Origin of the sequence: Micromonospora sp. CA-246542, from assembly GCF_050942905.1 — a bacterium.
Taxonomy (GTDB): Bacteria; Actinomycetota; Actinomycetes; order Mycobacteriales; family Micromonosporaceae; genus Micromonospora.
Window position 1 is genome coordinate 6,069,133 of sequence record NZ_CP192040.1, and the last position, 14,488, is coordinate 6,083,620.

The 14,488-nt window shown below is 73.7% G+C and carries 8 protein-coding genes and 1 pseudogene; 2 read left to right on the forward strand and 7 right to left on the reverse strand.

The features are described from left to right. Nucleotides 1-40: 40 nt before the first annotated feature. The 5 genes from ACQP0N_RS28150 to ACQP0N_RS28170 all read right to left on the reverse strand — a co-directional run bounded on the left by ACQP0N_RS28150 (nt 41) and on the right by ACQP0N_RS28170 (nt 8,476). Complete coding sequence (locus ACQP0N_RS28150) at nt 41-3,463, reverse strand: ATP-dependent helicase (RefSeq protein WP_433115325.1); 3,423 nt, start codon at nt 3,461-3,463, stop codon at nt 41-43. After that, nucleotides 3,460-5,370, reverse strand: a complete 1,911-nt coding sequence (locus tag ACQP0N_RS28155; RefSeq protein WP_433115326.1) for a PD-(D/E)XK nuclease family protein — start codon at nt 5,368-5,370, stop codon at nt 3,460-3,462. Before ACQP0N_RS28155 ends, ACQP0N_RS28150 begins: the two co-directional genes overlap by 4 nt. Before the next feature lie 11 nt (nt 5,371-5,381). After that, nucleotides 5,382-6,941 (reverse strand): ATP-dependent helicase, encoded by a 1,560-nt coding sequence (locus tag ACQP0N_RS28160; RefSeq protein ID WP_433115328.1) that lies wholly within the window; start codon nt 6,939-6,941, stop codon nt 5,382-5,384. 126 nt (nt 6,942-7,067) lie between these two features. After that, entirely contained in the window at nt 7,068-7,613 is a 546-nt protein-coding gene (locus tag ACQP0N_RS28165; RefSeq protein ID WP_355050586.1) for a TIGR00730 family Rossman fold protein, read from the reverse strand. Further along, nucleotides 7,613-8,476: a TIGR00730 family Rossman fold protein gene (locus tag ACQP0N_RS28170; RefSeq protein WP_433115331.1), complete on the reverse strand. Its 864-nt coding sequence runs from the start codon at nt 8,474-8,476 to the stop codon at nt 7,613-7,615. The genes ACQP0N_RS28165 and ACQP0N_RS28170 overlap by 1 nt, the downstream gene beginning before the upstream one ends. A gap of 154 nt (nt 8,477-8,630) precedes the next feature. On the opposite strand from ACQP0N_RS28170, the gene ACQP0N_RS28175 reads away from it, so the two are divergent. Next, nucleotides 8,631-8,801, forward strand: coding sequence for a hypothetical protein (locus ACQP0N_RS28175; protein WP_433115333.1), 171 nt, complete (start codon nt 8,631-8,633; stop codon nt 8,799-8,801). A 39-nt stretch (nt 8,802-8,840) separates the two neighbouring features. Here the strand turns inward: ACQP0N_RS28175 and dapE are convergent, their stop codons facing one another. Further along, the gene (gene dapE, locus ACQP0N_RS28180) at nt 8,841-9,914 is read right to left on the reverse strand and encodes a succinyl-diaminopimelate desuccinylase (RefSeq protein ID WP_433115335.1); all 1,074 of its coding nucleotides are present in this window, start codon (nt 9,912-9,914) and stop codon (nt 8,841-8,843) included. Between the two features lie 78 nt (nt 9,915-9,992). On the opposite strand from dapE, the gene dapD reads away from it, so the two are divergent. After that, nucleotides 9,993-10,952, forward strand: a complete 960-nt coding sequence (dapD, locus tag ACQP0N_RS28185) for a 2,3,4,5-tetrahydropyridine-2,6-dicarboxylate N-succinyltransferase (RefSeq protein ID WP_433115336.1) — start codon at nt 9,993-9,995, stop codon at nt 10,950-10,952. Between the two features lie 51 nt (nt 10,953-11,003). Here dapD and ACQP0N_RS28190 read toward each other — a convergent pair. Further along, nucleotides 11,004-14,416 (reverse strand): annotated as a pseudogene (locus tag ACQP0N_RS28190) (S8 family serine peptidase). Nucleotides 14,417-14,488 lie beyond the last annotated feature (72 nt).

Here is a 14,488-nt window from a genome sequence, read left to right on the forward strand (position 1 = left end):
CTGCAACCCGGTCAACCTACCACGGATTTCCCCGTGGTGGTCAAACTTGGCCGGAATCCACGGGCAAGTGAGCGATCATGGCGGTGAGCCCGGTCACGTCCAGCAGATCGGTCGGACGGACGGTCGCCCCGTCCCGCACATAGTGGAACGCCGCGCCCACCCGCTCGACGTCGACACCGGCCAGCTCGGCCCAGGCCAGCCGGTACACGGCCAACTGGACCGCCGCCACATCCGCCGCCGGGCCGGTGGGACGCGCGCCGGTCTTCCAGTCGACCACGTCGAACCGCCCGCCCGGGCGGGCGAAGACCGCGTCCATCCGCCCCCGGACCACCACCCCCGCGATCACCGTGGCGAACGGCACCTCCACCTCGACCGGCACCCGGTCGGCCCACTCGCTGGCCAGGAAGCGCTCCTGGAGCTCGACCAGGGCTTCGTCCGGCGCGGCGTCCGCATCCGCCGCGCCGGGCAGCTCGTCCACGTCGAGCAACCGGTCGGCGCCGAAACGCTGCTCCAGCCACGCGTGGAAGGCGGTGCCCCGGCGGGCGTACGGATTCGGCTCGGTGGGCACCGGGCGGCGCAGCGTACGGGCCAGCGCCGCCGGGTCACGCCGCAACGCCACCAACTGGGTGACGCTGAGCTGCCCCGGCAGGGCCACCTCGACCGCGCCGGAGAGCCGGGTCAGCTCGGCCCGCTCGGCCAGCAGCAGGTCCGCCTCCTGCCGCCAGCGCGCCACCTCCGGGTCTGCGGTCTCGACCGTCTCGGCGTCCGACCCGGTCGACGGCAGCGCACCGGCGACCGCCGGCCCGACCGGCCCCGGCAGCGCCGACGCCGGACCGTCGCTCATCAGCCGGCGGACCAGTCCGGCCGCCTCGGCCAACGCCGGCCGGCGGCCGCCCAGCGGGTCGGCCGGCCACTCCGCGCGGAGCACCACCTCGGCCGTCGGGTTAGTGGCGTCCGGGGTGGGCTCCGGCGTCCACGTGTCGACCAGGTGCCCGGGGCCGCCGTCCAGGCAGGCGTCGTACACCTCGCGCAGGAAGACCGACGGACCCCGCGGTCGCTTCGTACCCTCGCCCCACCAGTAGCCGGAGCAGAGCAGCAGCCGGCGCGGCCGGGTGACCGCGACGTACGTCAGCCGGCGCTCCTCCCGCTCGTCGTGGGCCCGCCAGGCATCGGTGAAGTCGGCCACCGCCCGGGCCACGGCACGTTGGTCGGCAGCCTCGTCGAGCGCCAGCTCGGGCAGCCCGTCGGCATCCCCCCGCAACGGGAACGGCAGCACGCCCAGACCGCCCAGCCAGTGGTCGGAGTTGCGGACCGGACCGGGCCACGAGCCACGGCACAGACCCGCCACCGCCACCACGTCCCACTCCAGGCCCTTGGCGGCGTGTGCGGTGACCACCTGCACCGCGCCCTCCACGACCTCGACCTCGCCCGGGGCGAGGCCGCGCTCCTCGTCCTCGGCGGCGGCCAGGTAGGACAGGAAGCCGGAGAGCGTCGCGCCGGGCGTCTCACCGCTGAAGCGGGCCGCCACGTCGGCCAGGGCGTCCAGGTGACCCCGCGCCAGGCCGGCGTCGCCCGCGCCGTCGCGGCCGGCGCGCACCGCGACCTCCACGTCCAGGCCGATGGTCCGCTCGATGTCCGCGATCAGGTCCGGCAGTGCCTGGTCCAGGCGGTAGCGCAGCAACGCCAGCTCGGTGCCGTACGCCCGCAGCCGCGCGAACCCCTCCGCCGAGTACGCCTGCGCCGGCCCCAGATCGGCCAACGCCTCCACCAGGGTCGCCTCGTCCAGCAGGTCGGGGCTGATGTCCGAGTCCTCGTCGGCGGCCACCTGTTGGCGGGCCTTCGCGATGCCCCGCGCCCGTCGGTGCAGCGCCACCAGGTCCCGCGGCCCGATCCGCCACCGGGCGCCGGTGAGCAACCGCAGCAGCGCGGCACCGTCGGTCGGGTCGGCCAACACCCGCAGCGTGCACACCACGTCGCGGACCTCGGGAGTGTCCAGCAGGCCACCCAGCCCGACCACCTCGACCGGTAGGCCACGCTCGCGCAGCGCCGACTCGATCGCCGGGATCTGGCTGCGGACCCGGACCAGCACGGCCGTCGTCGGCCGCTGCGCCACCGGGATGTGCTCCGGTGCCGCACCGGGCATCCGGGCCGCGCCACGCCACGCGGCGAGCACGCTGTCGGCGATCCAGGCGGCCTCGTCGGCGTACGTGTGCAGCAGCGCGCAGTGCACCGTGCCACCGGCCGCCCCACCGGGGCTGCGGTGCGGAATCGGGTCCCGGACGGTCAGCGCGGAGCGCAGCTCCGGAACCCGGGCGCCGGCCGCCCGCAACGGCGTGGACAGCGCGTTCGCCACTCGCAGGATCTCCGGGCGGTTACGCCAACTGGTGGTCAACCCCAACGCCCGCGCGGGCTCCCCGTCGACCCTGGCGAACTCGGTGGGGAACCGGTCCAGGGTGCCGGCGCTGGCGCCCCGCCAGCCGTAGATGGACTGGCACGGATCGCCCACCGCGGTCACCGGGTGACCGGCCCCGAACAGCGCGTTGAGCAGCACCACCTGCGCGTGGCTGGTGTCCTGGTACTCGTCGAGCAGCACCACCCGGAAGCGGTCCCGCTCGATCTCGCCGACCGCCGGGTGATCCCGCGCCACCCGGGCCGCCCGGGCGAGCTGGTCGGCGAAGTCCATCGCCTCGAAGTCCAGCTTGCGCCGGGCGTACGCCCGCACCAACGGCAGCAGGCGCAGCCGGGTCTGTTGCAGGGTGAGCGCCTTGCGCACGTCGGCGTAGACCCGGCCCGGTCGCGACTGCACCTCGGCGAAGAACCGACCGGTCCAGGCCGCCAACTCGTCCGGGCCGACCAGGTGCTCGTCCAGCTCCCCGGCGAGCGCCAGCACCGCGTCGGTGATGGTGCTCGGCATCCGGTCCACCTCGGACATGTCGCCGTCGTAGTTGCGTACCAGCAGGTCGACCAACTGCCAGCGGGACGCCTCGGTGAGCAGCCGGGTCGACGGCTCGTAGCCGGCCCGCAGACCGTGCTCGGTGACGATCCGCCCGGCGTACGAGTGGTAGGTGGAGACGGTTGGCTCACCGGCGAGCGGGTCGTCGAGCCGGTCGCGGTCCTGCCGGCCGACCCGGCGGATCAGTTGGTCGAGCCGGGTACGGACCCGGTGCGCCAGCTCACCGGCCGCCTTGCGGGTGAAGGTCAGCCCCAGGATCTGCTCCGGGCGCACGTACGAGTTGGCCACCAGCCAGACCACCCGCGCGGCCATCGTCTCCGTCTTGCCGGACCCGGCGCCCGCGACCACCAGCAGCGGCTCCACCGGGGCGGCGATGATCGCGGCCTGTTCCCGGGTGGGCGCCGGCAGCCGCAGCAACTTGGCCAGCTCCACCGGCGTGTAGCGGGGTCCGGAGTCCGCGAGCCGGGGTGTCGGCGCGGGACCCGCGCCGAACAGGGTGGGCTGGGTCATGAATTCTCCGGGGGACGGACGGTCGGCGGCTCGACCACCTGGCGTCCCTGCCCGGAGACTGGACAGCTGGTCCGCACCGGGCAGACCCGGCACTTCGAGTTGGCGACCGCCGCGAACGTGGCGGCTGCCATCGTATCGGCGGTCCGCCGGACCAGCGCCGTCGCCCAGCCGGCCGCCGGGCCCTCCCCCGCGGCGGGCTGGTTCTGCTCCCGGGCGTCCTTGGCGGAGGTGCCGAGCTGCACCAGCGCCGCGCCACCGGACTCGTCGCCGAACTCGGCGAACGCCCCCGCCTCCACCGCGGCCTGGTACGCGCCGAGCTGCGGGTGCTCGGCCAGTTCGCTGCCGGTGACCGCGGTGGACTTGCCGGTCTTGAGGTCGATCACCACGAGCCGGCCGGCCTCGTCGACCTCCAGCCGGTCGACCCGCCCGGTCAGGTCGACCGGGCGCTGCGGATCGTCCAGGCGCACCGCGAACTCGTGCTCGATGGCGAGCAGCCGACGCGGGTTGGTGGCCAGCCAGCGGAGCAGCTTGTCGACCATCGCCTCGGCGCGCTCCCGCTCGGGGCCGGCCATCCACCGGGCGGCCAGCTCGATCGCGTCGAATCGGGCGGCCACGTAGTCGAGCAGTGCGCCCCGGTCGGCGCTGGCGTCCTCGGCGAGCATCGCGGCGGCGTGCACCAGGTTGCCGACGCCCTGCGCGGTGCTGGTCGGGCCGCTGCCGCCGTGCCGTTCCAGCAGCCAGCGCAGGCTGCACCGCAGCGCGCTCTCCATCGCCGAGGGCGTGACCCGCACCGGCGCCCCGTCGTCGACCAACGGCCGGTCGTCGGAGAGCGCCCGCAGCCCCCACCAGTCGTCCGGGTGCGCGCCGGGCACTCCGGCGGCGGCGAGCCGCGCCAACTCGGCCGCCGCCGCGCGCCGCCGGGCCGCCGGCGCGGCCGGGTCGATGATGGCGGTACGCAGCTCGGCGACCAGCGCCGGCAGGGTGAGCGCCCGTGGCGGCCGGGTGACCGGTAGCGCACCGGGCTGGTCCGGCTCGTCGTCCTCGTCGCTTACCGCAGCGCTGTCGCCGGCCGGGCCGGTTCGCGGGCCGGGCGGGCTCGGCGGCGCGCTCGGCGGGTCGGGCGGGCCCGGCGTGTCCGGCGGCGCGGTCGGCGGGCTCGGCGGAGCGATTGGGCCCAGCTCGTGCAGGAACCGGCTGGGCTGCTCCTCGTGGTCGTCGCCGCCGACCGCCGCCGACGCCACCGCGCTGACCAGCAGGCGGTGTCGGGCCCGGCTGATGGCGACGTGGAACAGCCGGCGCTCCTCGTCGAGCAGCGCCGAGGTCTGACCCACGACGTTGGCGGCCCGGGCGCCGCCGACGGACCGGCCGGCCAGGACGTCGACCAGCCGTTCCGACCCGAGCAGGCTGCCACGCAGGCGCAGGTCCGGCCAGATGCCCTCCTGCACGCCGGCGATCGCCACCAGGTCCCACTCCAGGCCCTTCGCGGCGTGCGCGGTGAGCAGCCGTACCGCCGCGCCCCGGTCGGCGGTCGGCGCGATGGTGTCCGCCGGCAGGTCCTGGGCGAGCACGTGGTCGAGGAAGACCTCGGTGCGCGCGCCCGGTAGCCGGTCGGTGAAGCGGGCCGCCGCGTCGAAGAGCACGAGCACGGCGTCCAGGTCGCGGTCGGCCGCCTCGGCCCGCCGACGCCGGGCCAGGTCGCCCTCGCCGGCCACCGGCCGCCCCTGGGCGATCGCGCCGGCCCAGCGTTCGGCCAGGCCGCTGGCGTCCCACACCTCCCAGAGGACGGTCTCGGCGGTGGCGCCCGGTTGGGCGGCGGCGTCCCGGGCGGTGGCGAGCAGCCCGGCCACCGCCTGGGCCGGCTCCGCCCACCGCCGGTCGATGGTGGCCAGCTCCGTCGGGTCACGCAACGCCTCGACGATCAGCTCGCCGGACGGGCGGCGGTCGCCCCGGCCAACGCCAGGGCGCGCAGCCCCTGCCGCAGCCGTCGTTCGGCCAGCGGGTCAGCGCCGCCCAGCGGCGAGTGCAGCAGCGCGACCGCGGCCTCCTCGTCGAGCCGGTCCGGTTCGAGGGCGCACCGCAGCAGCAGCAACAGCGGTGCCACCGCGGGTTGCAGGTGCAGCGCAAGGTCCTCGCCGTGCACCACGGTCGGGACGCCGGCCGCGTGCAGCGCGCGTCGCAGGGTCGGCAGTTGCAGGGCGGTGGACCGCACCAGCACCGCCATCCGCGACCATGGCACGCCGTCCAGCAGGTGGGCCGAGCGCAGCATGTGGGCCAGCCAGGCGGCCTCGCTGGTCGCCGACCGGAAGGTGTGCACCTCGACCACGCCGGCCGGGGCGTCCGGCAGCGGACGCAGCCGGCGGTACGCCGTCGGACCACGGAGCCGGCGGCCCAGCCGGGCCACCGCGTCGAGCAGAACCGGCCCGGCCCGGTACGACGTGCTCAGCAGCACCTGCGCGGCCGGCGCTCCGGAGGCCGTCCGGAAACGGTGCCGGAAGGTGGACACCCCAGCCGGGTCGGCACCCCGGAAGGCGTACGTGGAGGAGTCGGGGTCGGCGAAGGCGACGAGCGGCTTGCCGCCACCGGCGATGACCGAGAGCAGTTCGAGCTGGGCGGGGTCGGTGTCGGCCAGCTCGTCGACGTACACGTGGGCGAGGCGGTGACGCTCGGCGGCCAGCAACTCCTCGTCGTCGCGCAGCAGACCGGTGGCGGCCCGGACCAGTTCGGCGGGGTCGTACGCGATCGAGCCCCGGTTGCTGACGTCGCGCAGCGCGAGCACCTCGACGTACTCCCGCAGGAAGCGCGCGGCGGCCGGCCAGTCGGCGCGACCGAGCTTCTCGCCCAGCCGGGCCAGGTCGCCCGGACCCACCCCGCGTTCGGCGGCGCGCATGAGCAGGTCACGCAGTTGACCGGCGAAGGCCCGGGTGCGCAGTGCCGGCCGCAGGTCGGTGGGCCAGCCGACCGGGTCGTCCTCGGGCGCCTCGCCCACCACGTCGAGCAGCTCGCGGATGATCAGATCCTGCTCGGGGCCGGTCAGCAGGCGGGGTGACGGCTCGCCGCGCTCGGCGGCGGCGCGACGCAGCAGCCCGAAGGCGTACGCCGGGAAGGTACGCACCAGCGGCTCCCGCAGCACCCGGTAGCCGTCCTGCGCGACCCGGGCCTCGATGCGCTGGCGCAGTGCGGTGGCGCCGCGGCGGCCGAAGGTCAGCACGAGGATCCGTTCGGGGTCGACCCCCTCGGCGATCCGGGCGGCGACCGCCTCGACGAGGGTGCTGGTCTTGCCGGTGCCGGGGCCGCCGACGACGAGCATCGGCCCCTCGCTGTGCCCGACGACCTCGGCCTGGACGGGATCGGCGTGCCAGCGCGGACCCGCCGCCCCGGTCGTGTCGGCCGCGACGGCGAGGACACCACCGTCCCCCGGTGCGGTCCCGTCACCCAGCGCCGGCCCCCCGGGCCGCCGCACCAACCGGTACGACTGCATCACCAAATCCCATCACCTCCCTACGACAGCAACCCCATCCCACGCCGCCACGCCGATCGTGAAGGTGACGGCACGACACGCCGACGGCCCTGCCGCCACCCTCACGACCGACGAGGTGGCCCGGAGTCAGGGTAGGTGGGACTCCAGCGCCTTCAGGGCCTCGGGGACCGTGGTGACCACGGTCAGCAGGTCGAGGCCGGCCGGTTTGAGGAAGTGCTGGTCGGTGATGGTGTGCAACCAGTCCAGCAGGGGGCGGTAGAAGCCGTCGGCGTCGATCAGCACCATCGGCTTGGCATGCAGCGCCAGGGTGGCGGTGGTCCAGACCTCGAACAGCTCGTCCAGCGTGCCGAGACCGCCGGGCAGGGCGAGGAACGCGTCCGACCGGTCGATCATCAGGGTCTTGCGATCGGCCATCGAGTCGGTCACCAGCAGCTCGTCCGAGGCCAGGTCGGCGACCTCCAGGTCGACGAGCGCCTGCGGGATGACACCCACCGTGCGTCCACCGGCGGACCGGGCGCCGTCGACCACCGCGCCCATCATGCCGACGCAGCCGCCGCCGCTGACCAGGACGTGCCCGCGCCGGGCCAGCTCCGCACCGGTCTCGGTGGCGAGGTCGAGCCAGCGTTGGTCGAGGGTACGGGAGGAGGCGCAGAAGACGCAGACGGCCGCCATCAGTCCTCCCGGTGCCGGTCGGCGGCCTGCTCGGCGGCGGCCTGCTGGTCGGCGCCGGTACGCGCCACGGCCTCGTCGCGGACCGCGTCCTGCTCGGCCGAGAGCGCCGCCTCGGCCTCGACGATGTGGCGGACGGCGGCGTTGACGTCGTCGGTGAGGCAGATCAGGTCCAGGTCCACCGGGCCGATCTTGCCGTTGGCGGCCATCGTGTCGCGCAGCCAGTCGAGCAGCCCCTGCCAGTAGGCCACCCCCATCAGCACGACCGGGAACCGGGTGACCTTGCCGGTCTGCACCAGGGTCAGCGCCTCGAAGAGCTCGTCCATGGTGCCGAACCCACCGGGCAGCACCACGAACGCCTGGGCGTACTTGACGAACATGGTCTTGCGGGCGAAGAAGTAGCGGAAGTCGATGGCCAGGTCGACCCAGTCGTTGATGCCCTGCTCGAACGGAAGCTCGATGCCGAGCCCGACGGAGAGCCCGCCGGCCTCGGTGGCGCCCCGGTTGGCGGCCTCCATCACGCCCGGCCCGCCGCCGGTGATCACCGCGTAGCCCGCGCGGGCCAGCGCGCCGCCCACCTCCTCGGCCAGCCGGCACTCGGCGGTGTCCGGACCGCTGCGCGCCGAGCCGAACACGCTGACGGCCGGCGGCAGGTCGGCGAGGGTGTCGAAGCCCTCGACGAACTCGGAGAGGATCCGCAGCGCCCGCCAGGCGTCCCTGGTCTTCCAGTCCTCGCGCCCGCGCGAGTCCAGCAGCCGCTGGTCGGCGGTGCTGTTCGGGATCGCCCCCCGGCGCAGCGTGACGGCGCCCCGGTGCCGCTCCCGCCCCGGGCTGCGGCCGGCCTCCCGCCCGTTGTTCTGGCTCATGCAGCAACCGTAGTGGAGCGGCACACCGTCGGGGTCCGGGGCGGGGAGCCGGAGAAATAGTTCGCGATCAAGGGCAACTATTTGGCTTCCCCGTACGTCTTACTATTCGCATACCGGGTATGCCCCGGCGCGCGCCTTCGGGGGAGGAGACAGCGTGATCAGCAACAGCGAGATGATCCGGATCCGTCGACAGATGCAGCGACGGATCCGGGACGTGGTGGCCGAGCGCCGTCGCATCCGCGCCCTCGATCCCGCCATCTCGCCTGCCGCCGCTGGATCCGGAGCCGACCAAGAGGTTCGCGCCGCCGACAACGGGCCAGGCTGACGCGAACCTCTTGGTCACCGGCAACGGGGTGACCGGGGGTCAGGCCGGCGCGAGCCAGCGGTGCAGCGTCGCCGCGCCGTCCCGGATCTTGCTGATCTCGACGTGCTCGTCCGGGTGGTGGGCGAGGTTCGGGTCGCCCGGGCCGAAGTTCAGCGCGGGAATCCCCATGGCCGCGAACCGGGCCACGTCCGTCCAACCCAGCTTGCCGATCGGGGCGGCGCCGACCGCCGCCAGGAACTCCTTCGCCGGGGCGGCGCTGAGCCCGGGCGGGGCACCCGCGATCGAGTCGGTGACCCGCACCTCGAAACCGGCGAACACCTCACGCACGTGTGCCTCCGCCTCGGCCGGGGTCCGGTCGGGGGCGAACCGGTAGTTGACCTCGACCTCGCAGAGGTCCGGGATGACGTTGCCGGCCACCCCACCGTTGATCCGTACCGCGTTCATGCCCTCGCGGTAGTCGCAGCCGTCGATGGTGACCCGACGTGCCTCGTACGTCTGGAGGCGGCGCAGCACCTCCCCGGCGCCGTGGATGGCGTTGACGCCGTGCCAGGAGCGCGCCGAGTGGGCGCGTACGCCTCTGGTGGTGACGACCGAACGCATGGTGCCCTGGCAGCCCGCCTCGACGATGCCGTACGTCGGCTCCAGCAGCACCGCGAAGTCCGCCTCCAGCCACTCCGGGAACGCCTGGGCGACCAGGTTCAGCCCGTTGTAGCGGGACTCGATCTCCTCGGCCTCGTAGAAGAAGTACGTGACGTCGTAGCGCGGCTCGGGCAGCGTCACCGCCAGGTGCAGCGCGTACGCCGTGCCGGACTTCATGTCGGAGGTTCCGCAGCCGTACATCAGGTCGCCGCGCATGGTCGACGGGAAGTTGTTGTTCAGCGGCACGGTGTCGAGGTGCCCGGCCAGCACGACGCGCTGCGAGCGGCCCAGGTCGGTACGGGCCATCACCGTGTTGCCGTGCCGGTGGGTGGACAGGTGCGGTACGCCCCGCAGCACCTCCTCGACGCAGTCGGCGATCGCCTTCTCGTTGAGGGACACGGACTCTATGTCAACCAGTACGCGGGTCAGCTGCACCGGATCGGCGAGGACCTCGGGGGTCAGCGGGTTCTCCATGGTTCGCACGGTACCTTCAGGTCTGTCAGCGCGAGGAGCGAGCCGAGGCCGGCGTGGCCGCGACCGAGAGGGTTAACAGTGACGTCCGCAGATTCCGCTTGGGGCATCGGCCTGGCCACCGTCACCGCCGACGGGCAGGTGCTCGACACCTGGTACCCGACCGGCAAGCTGGGCCTGGGTGAGCTGCCGCTGATCGCCGGCGAGGGCAAGTCGGACGTGCTGGACCTGCCACCGGGCGCGCTGGGCGACCGGCCGCTGCCTGGTCTGCGTACCGTGCAGGTGGTCACCGTCATCGGCTCGCTGGACGACCCCATCAAGGACGCCTCCGACGCGTACCTCCGGTTGCACCTGCTCTCCCACCGCCTGGTGCGGCCCAACCAGCTCAACCTCGACGGCGTCTTCGGCAAGCTGGCGAACGTGGCCTGGACGTCCGCCGGGCCGTGCCCCCCGGAGCGGGTGGACGAGCTGCGGGTGATCGAGCGGGCCGCCGGCCGCCACCTGTCGGTGTACGGGGTCGACAAGTTCCCTCGGATGACCGACTACGTGGTGCCCTCGGGTGTGCGGATCGCCGACGCCGACCGGGTGCGCCTCGGCGCGCACCTGGCCGCCGGCACGACGGTGATGCACGAGGGCTTCGTCAACTTCAACGCCGGCACGGTGGGCACCTCGATGGTCGAGGGGCGGATCGTGCAGGGGGTGCTGGTCGGCGACGGCTCCGACATCGGCGGTGGCGCCTCGATCATGGGCACCCTCTCCGGCGGCGGCACCGAGAAGGTGAGCATCGGCGAGCGGAGTCTGATCGGCGCGAACGCGGGCGTGGGCATCTCCCTCGGCGACGACTGCGTGGTCGAGGCCGGCTGCTACATCACCGCCGCCTCCAAGATCACATTGCCGGACGGCCGGGTGGTCAAGGGCCGGGAGCTGTCCGGCGTCGACGGCCTGCTGTTCTGGCGCAACTCGGTGACCGGCGCGCTGGAGGCCCGGCCGCGCACCGGCCGGGGCATCGAGCTGAACGCCGCCCTGCACGCGAACGACTGACGTACCCGCCGGGTCCGCGGCGCTCGGCCGCGGACCCGACGGGAGTACGCCTCAGCGCAGGCGGTACGCCTGGACGATCCGCTGCGTCACCGTGTTGCCGGCGGCGTCCCGGGCGGTGGCCCGCAACGACACGTGGCCCTTGCCGGCCGGATGCCGCAACAGTGCCGACCAACCATCGGCCGAGGTGCGGACCAGCTTCGCCTTGTCCCAGGTCTTTCCCCCGTCGTACGAGACGTCGACGGTGAGCCCCTCCACCGGGGAGGCCGGAGCGCCCGGCTGACGCTGCACCCGCACCGGTACGACGAAGCTCCGCCCGGCCGGTGCGCTGCCGTCGACGCGCAGCGGCGGCGCGAAGCGCACCGCCATCAGCGGCAGGCGGGCCGGCGTGTCACCGGCTACGTGCCGGGACCGGAAGGTCCAGCTCGACTCCACCTCGGTGCTCAGGTCGGTGAAGCTCCGCTTCGACGACGTGACGAGCCGGTAGTCCGCCGCGGCCGGCGGCACGGTGAACTCCCCGTAGCCGGCGTACTCGCTCTCGCCGACCAGCTTGCCGTCGCGCCAGAGCTTGGTGTGCTCGCTGTCGCTCAACGAGCCGCCCGGGTGACCGGCCGCGTCGCTGAAGATCGGCAGGTCGACAACGATGTTGTCGCCGGCCCGGGTGACGCTCTGGTGCGGCCAGCGCGGGTTCGGGAAGGACGGCCCGAACGGCGCCTGGTTCCAGATCTCCTGGGCCGTCCGCCCGGCCCGGTACGCGGTCGGGACGGAGAGGAGCACGGCCTGCGGGTTCAGCCACCCCCCTTCGTCGTCCCGGGTGCCGAAGTAGATGTCCGACTCCCACTGCACGCCCCGGGTGTTGTAGTACTCGACCCGCTGACCGGGCACGCTCGTGGGCAGGACCAGCGTGGAGCCGCCGACGTTGTACTCCAACACGGGGTACACGGAGCGCTCGGCCTCCATGCCCGCGTAGGCACCGAGGAACCGGTGCACGACGGCGGCCAGGTCGCTCCGGCGGTAGTCGCGGACGAAGCCGGTTGGCATTCGGCCAGGGATCGCTTCGGCCAGCGCGTACAGGTACGGGCTGTCGGGCGTCTCCGGCTTGATCCACTGGCTGCTGACGGTGGAGACGAACTGGTCGGCGGAGACCGTCCTGCCGAGCTGACCGCTGGTCAGACCGGTGAAGGTGTCCGCCCAGAGTCCGATGCCGTATCCACTGCCGTCGGCAGCCGTGAAGTTGCCGCTGACGTCGATCAGTTCCGGGGCGGCGTTACGGTCCGGAATGGTGGTCCGGACCGGTTTGGCCCGGCGGGCGTCCACGACGATCCGGGTGTCCCGCTCGATCGTCAACACGGGCTGCATCAACAGCGACATCCCGCGCTGCTCGTCCTCCGGCCCCGGCTCGAAGACCAGGCCGCTGAGGCCGTAGTGCCCCTTGGGCACCCGCACGGTGGCCACCCCGTCGGTGCTGAAGAGGTCCCAGAAGCCGAAGGTGTCCATCCCGACCAGCGCGGACCAGTGGTCGGCGGTACGCGCGCCCGCGCGGTTCAGGTGTTCCACGGTCAGCGTGTAGCTCTCCACCTCCCGGTTCACGGCCAGCGGCGTGACGGCGACCGCCGACCCCGCCCGGGCCACGATCCGGCCGGTCCAGTAGCCGTCGGCGTCACCGATCCGGGTGTCCGTGGTGACGGTCGTGGCGGCCGTGCCACCCGCCGGCACGGTGAGCTGGCTGGCGCCCAACTGGAAGAGACCGGCCGGCAGCGCTCGGCCGCCGGGGCCGGCGCCCTCGACGCTCAGGTCCACGGTGACCGGGGCCGGACCATCGTTACGCCAGGTCACCGTACGGGTGATCGGGGTGTCGTCGTTGTGCGGCCAGAGCGTACGCCCGAAGGAGACGCTCACCGGGTCGGTGGTGATCTGCTGGGTGATCGCGTGGGCGACGTCGACGCGCCCGGCGCCCTGCTGGTAGGCGGTCTGCTCCGGGTGCGGCTTCGCGGCAGCCATCAGGGTGGCCTTGAGCCGGTCGGCCCGCCATCCCGGGTGCTGCTGGGCCAGCAACGCGGCCGAACCGGCGACGTGCGGGGTGGCCATCGAGGTGCCGGAGAGCGTGACGTACCGGTCCCCCACCGGATCACCGATGACGCCGTTGGCGGACTTCGCGGCGACGATGTCGACGCCGGGTGCGGTGATGTCGGGCTTCAGCGCGTCGTCACCGATCCGGGGACCCCGGCTGGAGAACTCGGCCAACTCGTCGTCGCGATCCACCGCGCCCACGGCGAGTCCGGCGTCGGCGCTGGCCGGGGAGCCGACCGAGCCGTCCGAACCGTCGTTTCCGGCGGCGAGGACGAACAGCGTCCCGGTCTGCGCGGTCAGGGTCTGCACCGCCTCTTCGAGCGGGTCGACCTCCGGCGTGTCCCAGCCACCGAGGCTCATGTTGATGACGGCGGCCTTCTTCTCCACGGCGGCCCACTGCATGCCGGCGAGGATCGCCGAGTCGGGGCAGCCCTGGTCCTCACAGACCTTGCCGTCCAGCAGCGTCGCGTCCGGCGCCACACCCCGGTAGCGGCCGTCGGAGGCCGCGCCGGAACCGGCGATGGTCGAGGCCACGTGCGTGCCGTGGCCGACGGTGTCCCGGGCGTCGGCGACCTCGGTGAAGTTGCGCGCCTCGGCCACCTTGCCGGCCAGGTCCGGGTGGGTCGCGTCGACGCCGGTGTCCAGCACGGCCACGGACACGCCCTTGCCGGTGAACCCGGCCGACCAGGCGGCGGGTGCCCCGATCTGCGGCACGCTGTGGTCGAGGGCCACCCGTCGACGGCCGTCCAACCAGATTCGCTCGACGCCCCCGCCGCGCCGAGTCGAGCCGCGCTGGAGCCGGTGCTGACCGCCGCCCAGACCGCGCCGAGGGAGGACTTGTCGCTGCTGAGTGCGGCGCCCTCGATCGCCGGTAGGTCGCGGATCACCCGGGTGCCGGGCAGCGCGGCCGGGGCTCGCCGGGCGGCATCCGTCGAGCCGTACGACACCAGCAGCGGCAGCGTCTTGCGGTTGGCGTCGTCGTAACCCGCCTCGATCAGCCCGGTGACGTCGAAGAGTCGTCGGTCCACCCGACCGGAGCGCAACAACGGCAGCGCGTCCGTCGGCAGCACCGAGAGGCGTCCTCTCTCGCGCTGGACCAGGAACTGCACGTCTTTACGGCCGGGGCCGGGCTGGGCCGAGGCGCCGGATGCGGTGACGGTGACGCGGTCACCGGTGATCAGCGTGACGGTCGTCGAGCGTTCGGGGCTGGTTCCGAGCGCGGTGGACTGTCGGTCGGTGCCGGCAGGTGGGGCGGGCGCGGCGGGCGCGGCGGGCGCGGCTGAGGCGGGGGCCGGCGCGGCGAGCGCCAGCACCGACACGAGGCCGAGAGCGGCCAATCTTCTTCCCTGGTGCAACGTTTCCTCCTGGTCGTGCGTCGTGATTGATAGGAGTCGCATTGACAACCCAGAATTGCATACCGAGTATGCAAAAAGAAGTCGAAAATACGACGAACCTGCCACGGGACACCG